The 13770-nt window shown below is 55.8% G+C and carries 12 protein-coding genes; 5 read left to right on the top strand and 7 right to left on the bottom strand.

The genetic code is table 11. The annotated features are described in order from the left end of the window. Positions 1-128 precede the first annotated feature (128 nt). Complete coding sequence (locus HQL52_18030; protein ID MBF0371344.1) at positions 129-686, top strand: protein-L-isoaspartate(D-aspartate) O-methyltransferase; 558 nt, start codon at positions 129-131, stop codon at positions 684-686. A 145-nt stretch (positions 687-831) separates the two neighbouring features. On the opposite strand, the gene HQL52_18025 is transcribed toward HQL52_18030, so the two are convergent. The 7 genes from HQL52_18025 to HQL52_17995 form a co-directional block, all read right to left on the bottom strand. Then, positions 832-1902, bottom strand: a complete 1071-nt coding sequence (locus HQL52_18025) for a TIGR00180 family glycosyltransferase (GenBank protein MBF0371343.1) — start codon at positions 1900-1902, stop codon at positions 832-834. Positions 1903-2031: 129 nt separating this feature from the next. Then, positions 2032-3165: a DegT/DnrJ/EryC1/StrS family aminotransferase gene (locus HQL52_18020; protein MBF0371342.1), complete on the bottom strand. Its 1134-nt coding sequence runs from the start codon at positions 3163-3165 to the stop codon at positions 2032-2034. A 114-nt stretch (positions 3166-3279) separates the two neighbouring features. Next, positions 3280-4017, bottom strand: a complete 738-nt coding sequence (locus HQL52_18015; protein ID MBF0371341.1) for a cephalosporin hydroxylase family protein — start codon at positions 4015-4017, stop codon at positions 3280-3282. Between the two features lie 8 nt (positions 4018-4025). Beyond that, positions 4026-4715, bottom strand: coding sequence for an acetyltransferase (locus HQL52_18010; GenBank protein MBF0371340.1), 690 nt, complete (start codon positions 4713-4715; stop codon positions 4026-4028). Between the two features lie 97 nt (positions 4716-4812). Further along, positions 4813-5580 (bottom strand): glucose-1-phosphate cytidylyltransferase, encoded by a 768-nt coding sequence (gene rfbF / locus HQL52_18005; protein ID MBF0371339.1) that lies wholly within the window; start codon positions 5578-5580, stop codon positions 4813-4815. 251 nt (positions 5581-5831) lie between these two features. Further along, entirely contained in the window at positions 5832-6371 is a 540-nt protein-coding gene (gene rfbC / locus HQL52_18000; protein MBF0371338.1) for a dTDP-4-dehydrorhamnose 3,5-epimerase, read from the bottom strand. A gap of 54 nt (positions 6372-6425) precedes the next feature. Continuing rightward, positions 6426-7661: a class I SAM-dependent methyltransferase gene (locus HQL52_17995; GenBank protein MBF0371337.1), complete on the bottom strand. Its 1236-nt coding sequence runs from the start codon at positions 7659-7661 to the stop codon at positions 6426-6428. A 434-nt stretch (positions 7662-8095) separates the two neighbouring features. Between HQL52_17995 and HQL52_17990 the strand changes: the two genes are divergently transcribed. The 4 genes from HQL52_17990 (at position 8096) to wecB (ending at position 13606) form a co-directional block, all read left to right on the top strand. After that, positions 8096-9106: a M20/M25/M40 family metallo-hydrolase gene (locus HQL52_17990; GenBank protein ID MBF0371336.1), complete on the top strand. Its 1011-nt coding sequence runs from the start codon at positions 8096-8098 to the stop codon at positions 9104-9106. An 85-nt stretch (positions 9107-9191) separates the two neighbouring features. Next, the gene (locus tag HQL52_17985) at positions 9192-10991 is read left to right on the top strand and encodes an ABC transporter ATP-binding protein (protein MBF0371335.1); all 1800 of its coding nucleotides are present in this window, start codon (positions 9192-9194) and stop codon (positions 10989-10991) included. Between the two features lie 145 nt (positions 10992-11136). Next, complete coding sequence (locus tag HQL52_17980; protein ID MBF0371334.1) at positions 11137-12342, top strand: glycosyltransferase; 1206 nt, start codon at positions 11137-11139, stop codon at positions 12340-12342. A 106-nt stretch (positions 12343-12448) separates the two neighbouring features. Further along, positions 12449-13606 (top strand): UDP-N-acetylglucosamine 2-epimerase (non-hydrolyzing), encoded by a 1158-nt coding sequence (wecB, locus tag HQL52_17975; GenBank protein MBF0371333.1) that lies wholly within the window; start codon positions 12449-12451, stop codon positions 13604-13606. Positions 13607-13770 lie beyond the last annotated feature (164 nt).

Here is a 13770-nt window from a genome sequence, read left to right as displayed (position 1 = left end):
ACTATTGGATGCCCGCAAGGAAGTAGAGAAACTGTAGTCACACGAGGGGGGTGGGGATAACCTGCACAACATCCCGTCATAAAACGGGATTTTACAAATTTCCGTGTCTACCCGTCAGAAACCCAGGCATGGGCCGCCTACCCCGGGAAAAATTTGTCGTGCCAGCTCTGGTGGGTCACGCCTATGAAGATAGCCCCATGCCACTGAGCCAAGGGCAGACCATCTCTCAACCCTATATCGTGGCGGTGATGGCGCAATTGCTGGAATTGACCGGCGTGGAGCGAGTGTTGGAGATCGGAGCGGGTTCAGGGTATGGGGCGGCAGTGCTCAGCCTGCTGGCCAAAGAGGTGGTGGCGGTGGAGCGGATTGGGGAGCTTTTGGCAGGAGCCAAGGAGCGCTGGAAAGCGTTGGGGTTGACCAATATTCAGGGAGTGGAGGGGGATGGCACCCTGGGCTGGCCGGAGCTGGCTCCTTTTGATGCCATTTCCGTCACCGCCGCAGCCCCCAACCTTCCCATGCCTCTTTTCGAACAGCTCCACCAAAGCCACGGACGAATGGTGATCCCCATGGGCCCTCGCTGGTGCCAAAATTTGTCGTTGGTACGTCGAAAAAACAGTGCCACTCCGCTGGTGGAAAAACAGTTTCCCTGTGTCTTCGTGCCGCTACTGGGAGAGGAGGGATGGTAGGGTAGGAGAGAGCTTGGTTGGGATCTGTTCCCCGCTCGAATGCAGATGACGCTTTCACAAGCCAGCACCATCCTTGAGCTGCAATGAATAATCCCACCCTCATCTCATACCCCAGACCCCAAGCATTTTCCACGCCCCATACACCTCAATCCACCTCATGGCTGAGAATAAATGTCCGAATACGCTGCATCTTGTCGGTCGCCAAAAAGCACATGGTCCAGTCACAACCGGAGTTGCGGCTGATGCGGCGGAAGGATTGTCTTAAACGATAACTCTGAAGCCGCTTTTTGAGGGAGGCTGGCAGCCATCTGCCCAGGAGAGAATGATTCGTTGCAGGAGAAGCCTCTTCCAAGCTCTGGCTCTCAGCTTCCGAGGTTTGACTCTCAGCCCAGACAAGGCGCTGACAAAACTGCAAGGCCAGACATCGGCGCAAAGCGTCTTCACACGCCCCATCCGCATCCCCCATCAGCCTACCAGCTCCTTCGATCAAATCCTGGTGAAACGCCGCCACATCTCCATCATAAAAATCACCGTGCATCCGAGTGGCAGGCTCCCGGTTCAGGGAGTTTTCCCGGGCTCCGAATGGAATATCGAGACGCTTAAACTTACCCCCAGCCGCCAACAGCGTGGTGAGGGCCAAATCCACATAGTAGTAAAAGGTGCGCTCCCGGGAGGTAGGGAGCCTCTTTTGATTGAGTTGGCTGTTGGCAATCAACCCGAAGGTTTTTTGCAAAATATCGGTTCTCAAAACGCTGTAGTAGGGCGTGTTGCCCCCCTGAAAAAAACGTTCGGAAGGGGTTTCCCCCAGCCGCTCAAAACGGCACCCCTTGGCCCAAAAGACAATTTCTTCCTCTATAACAGCAAAGCGAAAGGAAAAGCCCATGCAGGAGACAAAATCGGGATGAGCCTCCAAAAAGGCGACGGATTTCAGCACCGCTTCGGGAATGGCAAAATCATCATCCGCCATGAACACCATGAAAGGGGTGCGCACCTCTTGCAGAGCCCGATGGAGTTTTTCCACATAGCCGATGTTGGGAAAGTGCAGATAGCGAATCAAACCATCCGGATTCGCCAGGGATTGCCTGGTTTCAGAAGAGTCACACACCAAAATATCCAGCCCCGAACCCTGCAAATAGTCGAGAGCGCGACGTAAATATTTGGGTCGGTTGTGGGTGGGAATGAAAACCGTGACCTTGTTTTGTGACGCTCGATCCATGAATCAAACCCGATGAGGCTGGCGGATTGGGTCGGTATTTTTTCCATCACCAAAAAACGGGCTCATTTAATCAACCCAAAAACAGGTCGCTCATTTTACCCCGGGAGAGGGTAGGGGCAAGCGACAGGCTCAAGCAAGGCCCTGCTCAGCCAAAATGATTTCCAGCCTGTCACAGATCGTTTCCACATCGGAATGGCTGAGGCAGAGGGCTGAGGGAAGATTGACACCATAAGCTGCGAGGGTATGGCTTACCCGGTTGTTTTCTCGGGCGCGTTGGGCTTCCGGGGTGTTTTCAAAGGCTGGAATGCCGCTCAAGGGGTGGAAAAAAGGCCGGGTATCCACCCCCACCTGAGCCAGTTTTGCCATCAGCTCCCGCTTGTGAAACGACCGCCCCGGATCAATCAATATCGAAACCATCCAGTAGCTGCTGAAGACCCCTTCCGGCTCCGGATTCAGAGTGACTCCGGGGATCTTCTCCAGCCTCTGTCGATACCAGGCGAAAATCTCCCGCTTTTTGTTGACCAGCTCCTCGACCCGCTCAATCTGGGCCAATCCCAAGGCGGCCTGAATCGGGCTCATCTTATATTTAAACGCCACCTCGGTATTAAAAAACCACTTATCCCCTGGTGGGCGGCCATGATCCCGCAAAAACATCACCCGCTGGAACAGCTCCTCATCATCGGTGACCAACATCCCCCCTTCACCGGTCGTGAGGGTTTTGGAGCCGTGAAAGCTGAAGACGCCGGTATCCCCAAACGAACCGGCTTTTTTTCCCTGAAACGCTGATCCGATGGCTTGGGCGGCATCTTCCACAATATGAATATCGTGTGCTTTGGCGATATGGCGAATGGCGGTCATATCAGGCATTCCACCATAAAGATCCACCGGAATGACAGCCCGGGTGCGGGGGGTGATGCAGGCTTCGAAAGAAGCAGGGGAGAGGCACCAGCTTTTCCCATCGATATCGGCAAAAACCAGCTTAGCTCCCACATAGTGGACAGGGGCTGCCGAGGCGATCCAGGTGACATCCGGAACAATCACCTCATCCCCAGGCCCCACCCCCAACGCCGCCAGGGAAAGATGAATCGCCGAAGTGCAAGAAGGGAGACTCACCGCATGCTTGACCCCGAGATAGTCCCGAAAAGCCCCTTCAAACCGGTGGATATAGTCGTTGGCCTGACCATACCAGCCGTTGGCAGCGGCATCGGCGGCATAATCGATCTCTTTTTGGGTGATCCAGGGACCGGCAACCGGAAAATCCACACGCCTACTCCTTATGGGTGCTCCAGGGGGTGACTTATACCCGGGGGATAAGCCAAAGATGGAAGAGAAGGCCAGGCAACGGGAGATACCATCACCTGGGAAAACGCCACGCCCCTAATCCTTGATGCATTTTAAAAAACCATCGGGAGCCACTGTCAGTTGCAGCTTGTTTTGGATCTCCCGGTCGATTTCAAACCGGTCGTTTTCAGCCAAAAAAGCCTGTACGGCGGTTTTGGGATTGTTGCCGTGACCCCAGGGACGCTCCGGAAAATAGTCTGCCGGCAGGTCTTCCACCACGGTATCAAACACCACCAGATGGCTGCCCTTGCCCACCAGGGTGGAATAGAGCCTAAGCTCCGCCAGAACGTGATCGTGGGTGTGGTTGGAATCAAGCACCACTACCACCGGGGCCGCCCCATCACACTGATCCTGCACCTGGGCAAAGATCCCCTCATCGATGGAGGAGCCTTCGATCAGACGAATCCCCGGCATCAGAGGATGGTTTTCCAGACGCTGGCGGTTGTGTTTGCGAATATCCAGATCGATCCCCACCACCAGGCCCTCTTCTCCCAACAGCTTCAGCAGCGAGGCATAAAACACCAGGGAGCCTCCCCGGGCGATGCCGGTTTCCACCACCCGCTGGGGGCGAACCTGCCAGATGATCTCCTGCATGGCCAGGATATCCTGGGGATATTGGATGATGGGCAGCCCCAGCCAGGTAAAATTGTAGGAATAGTTGTGGTCGCAGCTTTTTTTAAACCACTCGTGAGAGAGGCGATCCATCTCGGCATCCTCGGCCATGGCCTGGATGGCTTGGGATTTTTGCCGTTCAAACTGCTGCTGATCGTCCATATCGATCCTTAAGCCAGAGTACGAATAGTCGCCGAATCCAGAATACGAGCCGGGTTGCCTGCCACCACTACCTGGTCGGGCACATCCCGGGTGACCACCGCCCCCGCACCGACGATGGCTCCTTCACCCACCACAATCCGGGGGAGAATGGTCGCCCCCGCACCGATCAGGGTGTAGGCCCCCACCCGGACCAATCCGGCCAGAGTCGCCCCTGGAGCCACATGAACCCCCTGGGCCAATATGGATTCGTGATCCACCGAGGCCCGGCTGTTGATGATGCACCCTTGAGCCAACACACATTCTACCCCCACCGCTGACTGCATCAGCAATTGACACCCTGGGGCGATATCCGCGCTTGGAGAAAGATATGCGGTGGGGTGGTGGACCGTGAGGGGGGTTAATCCGTGACTGGAAAGAAACTGCCCCAGCTCCACCCGATCCCGCCCCCGATGACCACCGATGGCCACCACAAAATCACACCCCCCCTGCCAGCTCTCCCGCCAGTGCAAAAAACCTGCTTTGCCCACAAACAGAGGCACACCCTCAAAAGGGGAGATCGCTTCAGGATTGTTATCAAACACAGCAACCGGTTGGCGGCCTTGTTCTGCAAGAGACTCGGCCAACACCTTGGCATGCCCCAGCGCCCCCCAGATACAGTAGGGTCGATGGATTTCTGAACCGCTGGAGAGATCGTTCATCGGCGCTGTGCCGGGGCTCTTGGCGAGAAAAATCCAACCAGGCCCCCCTTGTTTTTAACCAGCCAGCCATCATTTTGCATGGGGATCCTCACCCCCTTCACCACACCTTCCAGGGGGGATGATCCGATAGCCAGAGCGCTTCCAGCTGTTTTTTATCCCGCAAAGTATCCATCGCCTGCCAAAATCCCCGGTGGCGATAGGCTGAGAGTTGCCCCTCCCGAGCCAGGCGGGTGAGGGGCTCTCCCTCCCAGGGGGTGGCGTCTCCTTCGATATAGTCCAACACCTTGGGGGAGAGGACAAAAAAACCGCCGTTGATCCAACTCTCCCCCTGCTCCGGTTTTTCCCGAAAGCGGGTCACCCGATCCTGCTCCATCTCCAACGCGCCGTAGCGGCCAGAGGGGCGGACAGCGGTCACGGTAGCGAGAGAGGAATGGGCGTGGTGGTGAGCGATCAACCCCCGGATATCCACATCTCCCACACCATCCCCATAGGTGAGGCAAAAATCATCCTCCCCAAGATATTTTTTTATCCGCTTGATCCGGCCACCGGTCATGGTATCGGCCCCGGTATCCACCAGGGTGACTCGCCAGGGTTCGGCGGTGTGGTGATGGATTTCGCTGCGGTTGTTGGCCAGGTCAAAGGTGACGTCGGCCATATGCATCAGATAGTTGGAAAAATATTCCTTGATCACATACCCCTTGTAGCCACAGCAGATGATAAAATCATGAATGCCGTGGGCGGCATAAATTTTCAGGATATGCCAGAGAATGGGTCGCCCACCGATCTCCACCATGGGTTTGGGGCGCAGGTGGGTCTCTTCGCTGATGCGGGTGCCAAGCCCCCCCGCCAGGATCACCGCTTTCATGACTCTCTTTTTCACCCTCGACCCGGGGATGCCGGGAATGTGGTTTTGGTGGGATGCAGATATCTATCGGATTTCCCCTCAAGCATCAGGCTCGGTGGATCACCGAAAGCCCTATAAATCTATCATGGAATCCATCCTGCTGCCAATTGGGGCCAGGGCGCTTTGGGGAAGTTGAGAGGCTTTTTAGGAGTGAGGAAGAGCTACTTTCAGAAATGGGATCCCAACCTTTGGTGATGGAACAGGATGAGTTGTCAGGTATGAGGGTTTGTCAATAAAGGCAGGTTCCGGTCTTTGTCAGAAATATGGGATTCACCCAACGGCCAGGCAATATTCAATTTCGGATCGTTCCAGCGCACCCCTGTGGCTGATTCAGGATGGTAAAAACAGGACATGTGATAATAAAGTTCGGCACCATCCGTCAGGGTCTGAAACCCATGGGCAAACCCCGCTGGAACATAGAGGGAATGCTGATTACGATCAGAAAGTTCAAATCCCTGCCAGGTGAGATAGGTGGGAGATTCCTGGCGCAGATCCACGATGACATCAAAGACCGCTCCCACCAGGCACCGAACAATTTTGATCTCTTCATGGGGAGGTGATTGATAGTGGAGCCCCCTCAGGGTACCCCGTTGATGGTTGATGGAGTGATTGTTCTGCACCCAGCGGGTGTTGAGCCCTTTTTCCTGAAATTCCCGTTCACAATAGGCCCTGGCAAAGCTCCCCCGCTCATCGGTAAAAGGGGTTGGTTCGATGATCCAGGCATCGTGAAATGGGGTCGGGACGAAACGCATGGATAAATCCGCTGGGAAAGAGGGGTGGTTGGTGCCTGTGGGTGACTGAGGCCATCAATATATCTGTAGCTTGGGAATGGGCGTGACAAACTTCCCCCCCCAACTGCGGATCGATTTCATCTGCTGCATGATCTCCCCCTTCAGGTTCCAGGGTAGGATCAGCAGGTAATCGGGCCGGGTTTGCTGAATTTTTTTGGGATTCAGAACAGGAATCCGCGTCCCCGGCAAAAACCGCCCCTGCTTGTGGGGACTCCTGTCCACGGTATAGCTGATGAGATCGCTGGATATGCGGCAATAGTTGAGCAGGGTGTTGCCCTTGGCTGGTGCGCCATAACCAACCACTGTTTTGCCTTGCTGCTTGGCCTGGGCCAAAAACACCAATAGATCGGCCCTGACCTTTTCGATATTTTTGCCAAAGTTGGCATATGTACCGATGCGGTTAAGGCCAAACTTCGCCTCTTTTTGTCGCATCTGGGTCACCCGATGGGTGATGGCAGGCTGGGCTACATTGGTATGACGGGCATAAACCCGCAGGGATCCCCCATGGGTGGGGAGGGTTTCCACATCGAACAGCGTCAGCCCGTGATGGGTAAATATTTTAAAAAGGGTGGAAAAGGAAAAGTAGGAAAAGTGTTCGTGATAGATGGTGTCGAACTGGTTTTCCTGCATCAGGTTGAGCAGGTGGGGAAATTCCAGGGTGCAGACCCCCCCCGGCTTTAACAAAATATTGATGCCCCGGATAAAATCGTTCAGATCCGGCACATGGGCGATCACATTGTTGGCGATCAAAAGATCCGCCTGTTTATTTTGACTGGCCATCTCCCGAGCCAGCTTCAAATCAAAAAAGCGGGTCATGGTGGTGACCCCTGCCTGCCGGGCGGCGATGGCGACGTTGACCGCAGGCTCGATACCCAAAATATCGAAACCCCGCCCCAGAAAATTTTTCAGCAGATAGCCGTCGTTGCTGGCAATTTCGATAATCCGGGCTGGGGCTTTAAGTGAAAGCCGCCGCAACATTTCCTGGCAATAGCTCCGGGCATGGGCAAGCCAGCTTTCGGAAAAAGAGGAAAAATAGGCATAATCCCCAAAAATATCCCCCGGCGCCTCAAACTGCTGCAACTGCACCAGATAACACCCCTCACACACATGGGCCAGCAAAGGAAAGCGGGGTTCGATCTGGTTGAGCTGGGCCGGCTCCAGATAGCTGTTGGCCAGGGGGGTCTCCCCCAGATCAGCAAAAACATGCCGCAAAGGGCGCTCGCAAAATCGGCAAGGGGGTTGACCGGTCATCTTGTCAGCGCTCCAAAGAGAGGATAAACCACCAGGGTAACCCGGTTGGGTGAAGGCCAATTTTTTTCAGGAGAGCATGCCAAATCGATCATGGATTTTCCCTGCCCTGACGGCCCAGCATCATTATTCCTGCTGGCTATCCGGATTCCTGCTGGCTGTCCGGCATAAAAAGAGAAAACAGTTTCAGTGTCATTGATTGTAACTGCAATGAAGCTCCGAGTCACACGCTCCCGGAAATCCTGCAAACCAATATCCTGCACCAGCCACACACGCCCAACGGCCGGATTCAGGATGATAATTCATGGTCGTGGATGGTAAAATCTGCTAAGCAAACATTGTGATTTATCAAATTTTTTTGATGTGCTGCAAAACCTATCTGAGATTGAATCCAAGTTTATCATGCTTGTTTTTAAAAATAGGGAGCATGCAAATCCATGGCTGTATTGGGCAGTATCCTACTCGTCATCATTTTGATCTGGGGCATGCTCTTTTTTGTCTCAGATATGCCGGGAGACTCCTTTGAAGGCGCACCTCCCCCTCTCACCCGCCAGGAGATGGCGCTCTCCCAGCGTCTAAAAAACCACGTCCACTATCTGGCTGACACAATCGGTGAGCGCAACGTCTGGCATCCAGGCACCCTGGAACGAAGTGTTGCCTATATCGAACAGCATTTCAAAGCCATGGGTCTGCCGGTCACCAGACGCCCCTATGCCTTGGAGGGGGAGGCCGGGCAGCGTATGGAAGGCGCTGTTTATAACCTGGAGGTGGAACTGGCCGGTGGAGATCCTGAGCGTGGGGTGATGGTCATCGGGGCCCACTATGACACCGTCCCCGCCTCCCCTGGGGCCAACGACAACGGCACCGGCGTGGCGGGATTGTTGGAACTGGCCCGACTCCTCCAAGGTCAAACCTTCCACCAGACCATTCGCCTGGTGGCCTTCGTCAACGAAGAGCCCCCCTTTTTTCAAACCCCGGAGATGGGCAGCCAGGTGTATGCCCGGGAGAGCCAGGCTGCGGGGGAGCGCATCACCGCCATGTATGCCCTGGAGACCATCGGCTATTTCAGCAACAGACCCCACAGCCAGAGCTATCCCTTTCCCTTGGGGCTGATCTATCCCAATCAGGGCCATTTTATCGCCTTTGTGGCCAATCCGCCCTCCCGCTCCCTGCTCCACCAAACCCTGGGGATTTTTCGCCACCATGCCACCATTCCCTCCGAAGGATTGGCAGCCCCCAGCTTTATCCCGGGGGTGGATTGGTCCGATCACGCTTCGTTTTGGGAATATGACATCCCAGCGGTCATGATCACCGACACCGCTCCCTATCGCTATCCCCACTACCACCAACCCGAAGACACACCGGATAAAATCGACTATGCTGCCTTTACCCGAGTGGTCTCGGGATTGGCTGACACCTTTGTTGAGCTGGCTTCCAATAAAAAATAAACCGGACGGCTTCTCTGTGTGCCACACGGGTGGCTCCCCAAAAGGTCCGCCACCCCCTGATTAATCCACCCTTTGCCTGTGACCGATGCGTTCACTTTTTCACTATTTTAAAATTTTTTCCAAACTGAGCGGCCACCGCCTGCTGCTGCTGATCGGGGTGGTGTTTCTATCCGGGGTTTTTGATGGCCTGGGTATCGCCATGGTGCTGCCGATTCTCGATTTTCAGACCGGAGCGACGGAACAAAACGGCTATTCCCGAGCCATCTTTGAAGGGCTTACAGCGGTGGGTATCGAACCCTCCCTGGGGGTGCTTCTGTTGATGATCATCGCCCTCTTTTCTCTGAAGGCATTTTTTAGAATCGTTTATGCCGCGATCTCCGCCCGGGTGTTGACCCGGCTGAGTTCTGAGATGCGGATCGATATTATCGACCGACTCCGCAACATGCGTTATCCCTTTTTCATCCAAGCCAAGATCGGCTTTTTCAACAATCTCATTACCACCGAAATCCCCCGGGCCACCGGCAGTTTTTTTTCTTTTGTCAACGCCCTGGTCTCCATCATCGATATCAGTGTTTATCTGGTGGTCTCCTTTTTTGTCAACTGGCAGGTAAGCCTCCTGGCCATCGTCTGTGGGGGAGGGGTCTATTATCTGTTCAAGGGACTTCTGAACAAGGTCCGTACCCTCTCCCTGCGTATCTCCGAAGCAGCAGAGGGAATCCAAAATCGCTTTTTGCAGTTCATCTACCATTTTAAATATTTGAAGGCCACCTCCGGCTTCAACAATCCCGCCCGCTCCCTCACCAATGCCGTTCACCGGGAAGAGGGATATATCATCCGTTTGCGCCTGTTGAACGAAATGACACCCACCCTGCTGGAGCCCATCTCCATTCTGATTTTTGCCGGGGTGCTCTATTTTTTGGTGGAATATCGCGGCCAGCAACTGACCGCCATTCTGGTGACCCTGCTGCTCCTCAACCGCACCCTGAACCGGGTCTTCGCTTTCCAGAGCAACTGGCAAAAATTTAACGGCACCACCGGTGCGGTTTCCATCGTCATGAACGCCCGGCAAGAGCTTCGGGACAATATCGAGCCCCCTGGTGGAAAAAAGATCACTCAATTCAACCAGGAGATCGCTCTCAAGGATGTCCACTTCGCCTTTGGTGAGCATGAAGTGTTGAAAGGGATCGATCTCACCATTCCCCGCAACGCCACCATCGGCATTGTCGGTGAATCCGGCTCGGGCAAGTCCACTCTGGTGGATCTGATCACCGGCCTGCTCCCCCCTCAATCGGGCCGGGTAGTCTTTGATGGACAGGATTATCAAAATCTCGACAAAGTGACTCTGCGCAAGTTTTTCGGCTATGTCACCCAGGAGCCGGTGGTTTTCAGTGACACCTTCAGCAACAACATCGCCATGTGGGATAAGGCAGCCACAACCCCGAGCGGTCAAAAACGCATCCAGGAGGCGGCACAGCTCGCCTTTTGTCTCGACTTTATCGAACGCTCCCAAGAAGGATTCGAAGCCCTGGTAGGGGATCGGGGCATCAAGCTCTCCGGGGGCCAGCGGCAACGCCTCGCCATCGCCCGGGAAATCTACCGGGATCCCCCCCTGATGATTTTTGACGAAGCCACCTCCGCCCTCGACAGCGAGTCGGAAGCCTGTGTGCAAAAAAGCCTGAATCAACTCCGGGGCCGCAACACCCTGATCCTCATCGCTCACCGCCTCTCCACCCTGCGGGATTGCGATCATATCTATGTCTTGGGTGCGGGCAAGGTGATTCAGCAAGGCACCTGGCAGAGCCTGCTTCAAGAAAAGGGGGCCTGGTTCGAACGGATGTGCCGGATGCAGGGCATCACCGAATGGCCCGAGGGGGAGGGGAGGTGAGCAGGGTCTCCTACCGGTTGCAGCTCTTGGAACAATGGCTTGGAACCTGCCGGTGGCCTGATGGGACGACCCCGGGAACTTCTCTCTCCACAATCTACTTCCAACCCGGTTATCCCCCCCCTGCCCAACCCCAGAGGATGCTCCCGTGAAACCCCTCTGCCTGAGCTTTTGGACCCCCCCCCAGCTTCGGCCCCAGGCAATCCTCATCGGCAAGATGGTTCCCGAATGGCAGCGGCAGGGGGTCGATCCAATGGTGGTGGGCTACGCAACCGGCACCCCCTGGGAGATTCCGGTTGCGGTCAAACGCATTCCCAAGCCCCCTCGCTCCTGGCTGGGGCGACAGCTCCCCTTCGTCTCCCGCTGGGAAAAACAGCTCTATCTGGAAAGAATCTATCGCCAGACAGCCCCCCTCATCGACCAACACCAGCTCGATATCGTTTTTGCCTTTGCCAAACCCATGGTGAGCAATTTTTTGGGGGCCTTTCTCAAACGCCGGTTGGGCGTTCCCTTTGTGGCTCATTTCAGCGACCCCATCGTTGACGATCCCTTCCACGATCCCTCCCCCAAAGCGGCCCGGGAAATATTGGCCGGGGAGCGGTTTGTCCTGGAAAATTGCGACCGGGCGGTGTTTGTCAGCGAAGAGCTGATGGCGCGCACCCTCCGCCATTATCCGGAGTCGATTCAACGCCTGGGGCGGGTGGTTCCCCACTGCTATGAGGCAGCCCTCTATCCCCCCCAGCCACTGAGCCCGGAAATCCCAACGAAGCATCCACAAAATCCTTTCATCCTGAGCCACATCGGAGCCTACTATCCCAGCCGGGATCCGGAGCCGGTGTTGAGGGCGTTGGCGTGGCTGAAGGAACACCACCCCGAACTGGCCGGGCGGTTTATCTTTGAATCCATCGGCGGAGTAGGGGGGTATGCCGGATATTCCCGGGAAGATTGGCAAGGGCTGGTCAATCGCTACGGGGTTCAGGAGTGGGTCACCCTCACCCCGCCCGTTTCATATGCCGAAAGCCTGGCCAGAATGTCCCGGGCGGATTGTCTGTTGCTGCTGGATGCCGATCTTGAGGAATCCCCTTTTCTGCCCTCCAAGCTCATCGACTATATCGGCAGTGGCCGCCCGGTGATCGCCTTAACGCCAGGGGGCAGCCCTTCCCAACGGGTGGTCTCCCAGCTGGGGGGATGGCAATTTCGTCACCAAGAGATAGAAGGGCTTGCAGCCTGCCTTGGAGAGCTGGCGACTGGAGGCCGCCCACCGGTCATGGATCAGGCCTACGGAGCCTCTTTCGATGTCCGCCACACCTCCCGTAAACTGCTCGATATTTTTTCTGAAACATTGGAAAAATAGGAAAGGGGGCATGGAAGCCACCCCAACGTGGCTCTATTCCATCGCACTCTTTGTTTCACTCCAACCCAAGGGGGGTGGGATGAGATCAGGAGGGGAAGCACGAAACGTGAAAAAAATTCTCACCGTTTTTGGTACCCGCCCCGAGGCGATCAAGATGGCCCCGGTGGTCAAGGCCGTTGCCGATCACCCCCAATTACAGGGTGTGGTGTGCGTCACCGCCCAACATCGTTCCCTCCTGGATCAGGTTCTCGACCTCTTCGCCATCCATCCGGATCACGATTTGGACCTCATGACTCCGGATCAGGATCTGCCGAGCCTGACTGCCCGGATATTGACCGCCTTGACCCAGGTGTTGCAGCAGGAACAGCCGGATGTAGTATTGGTTCATGGGGATACAACCACCGCTTTCAGCACCGCTCTGGCAGCCTTTTATGCCGGCATTCCGGTGGGCCACGTGGAAGCGGGATTACGCACCCACGATCTCCAATATCCCTTTCCGGAAGAGGCCAACCGCCAGCTGGTGGGACGCTTGGCCCGATTTCATTTTGCCCCGACAGAGGCTGCGGTGAAAAATCTCTTGGCGGAAGGGATTCCCCGGGAGAGAATCCATCAGACCGGCAATACCGTTATTGACGCCCTGCTGATGGTCCGGGCACGCCTGAATGGAAACCATCTCACCGAACATCCCTTACAGGGGATATCGGGAGAGAGAGCCCATGCAAAAATACAGGCGCATCTGGCAGGAACCGGCGAGGTGCTGCTGATCACGGGGCACCGGCGGGAAAATTTTGGCCAGGGGTTTCAGGAAATCTGCCAGGCTTTAAAGGAGATCGCCAGCCGACGCCCAGAGCTGCTGCTGATCTATCCGGTCCACCTGAACCCCAACGTTCTGGCGCCTGTCCGGTCCATGTTGGGAAACACCCCCAACATTCTCCTCACCCCCCCCTTGGATTATCTCTCCTTCGTCGCTCTCCTCGACCGCTCCACCCTGATCCTCACCGACTCCGGCGGCATCCAGGAAGAGGCTCCCAGCTTCGGCAAGCCGGTGCTGGTGATGCGGGACACCACCGAACGCCCGGAAGCCATTGTAGCTGGCACCTCCCGTCTGGTGGGAGCTGATCGGGAACGCATCGTCAGCGGAGTGCTGGAACTCCTGGAAAATCCAGCCAGCTATCAGCAGATGTCCCAGGCTCACAATCCCTTTGGGGATGGTGAGGCGGCCAATCGGATTGCAGAGATTCTTGCCCTGTCACCATCAGCCTGACTGTTCAGCCAGTTCCTGGTAAAGACATACCAAACCAAAATCAGACACATGACAAAATCACAACGTGATTTTGTCGGGATTCCAAAGGGTCTAGACCCTTTGGCAGGTTTGGGCAGAGCCCAAGGTTTTAGGCCGTTGACCTTGTCTTTCCCCCCCCCGGGGAG

It is taken from the genome of Magnetococcales bacterium (assembly GCA_015232395.1).
In the GTDB taxonomy this organism is placed as follows: Bacteria; Pseudomonadota; Magnetococcia; order Magnetococcales; family JADFZT01; genus JADFZT01.
Note: the sequence above shows the minus strand (reverse complement) of the source record. Positions and strands in the feature narration are given on the sequence as shown.

Excerpts from the sequence above, each read along its gene's own strand:
- HQL52_18030 (MBF0371344.1), top strand. The coding sequence starts at position 129 with ATGGGCCGCCTACCCCGGGAAAAATTTGTCGTGCCAGCTCTGGTGGGT.
- HQL52_18025 (MBF0371343.1), bottom strand. The coding sequence starts at position 1,902 with ATGGATCGAGCGTCACAAAACAAGGTCACGGTTTTCATTCCCACCCAC.
- HQL52_18015 (MBF0371341.1), bottom strand. The coding sequence starts at position 4,017 with ATGGACGATCAGCAGCAGTTTGAACGGCAAAAATCCCAAGCCATCCAG.
- HQL52_18010 (MBF0371340.1), bottom strand. The coding sequence starts at position 4,715 with ATGAACGATCTCTCCAGCGGTTCAGAAATCCATCGACCCTACTGTATC.
- rfbF (MBF0371339.1), bottom strand. The coding sequence starts at position 5,580 with ATGAAAGCGGTGATCCTGGCGGGGGGGCTTGGCACCCGCATCAGCGAA.
- rfbC (MBF0371338.1), bottom strand. The coding sequence starts at position 6,371 with ATGCGTTTCGTCCCGACCCCATTTCACGATGCCTGGATCATCGAACCA.
- HQL52_17995 (MBF0371337.1), bottom strand. The coding sequence starts at position 7,661 with ATGACCGGTCAACCCCCTTGCCGATTTTGCGAGCGCCCTTTGCGGCAT.
- HQL52_17990 (MBF0371336.1), top strand. The coding sequence starts at position 8,096 with ATGGCTGTATTGGGCAGTATCCTACTCGTCATCATTTTGATCTGGGGC.
- HQL52_17985 (MBF0371335.1), top strand. The coding sequence starts at position 9,192 with ATGCGTTCACTTTTTCACTATTTTAAAATTTTTTCCAAACTGAGCGGC.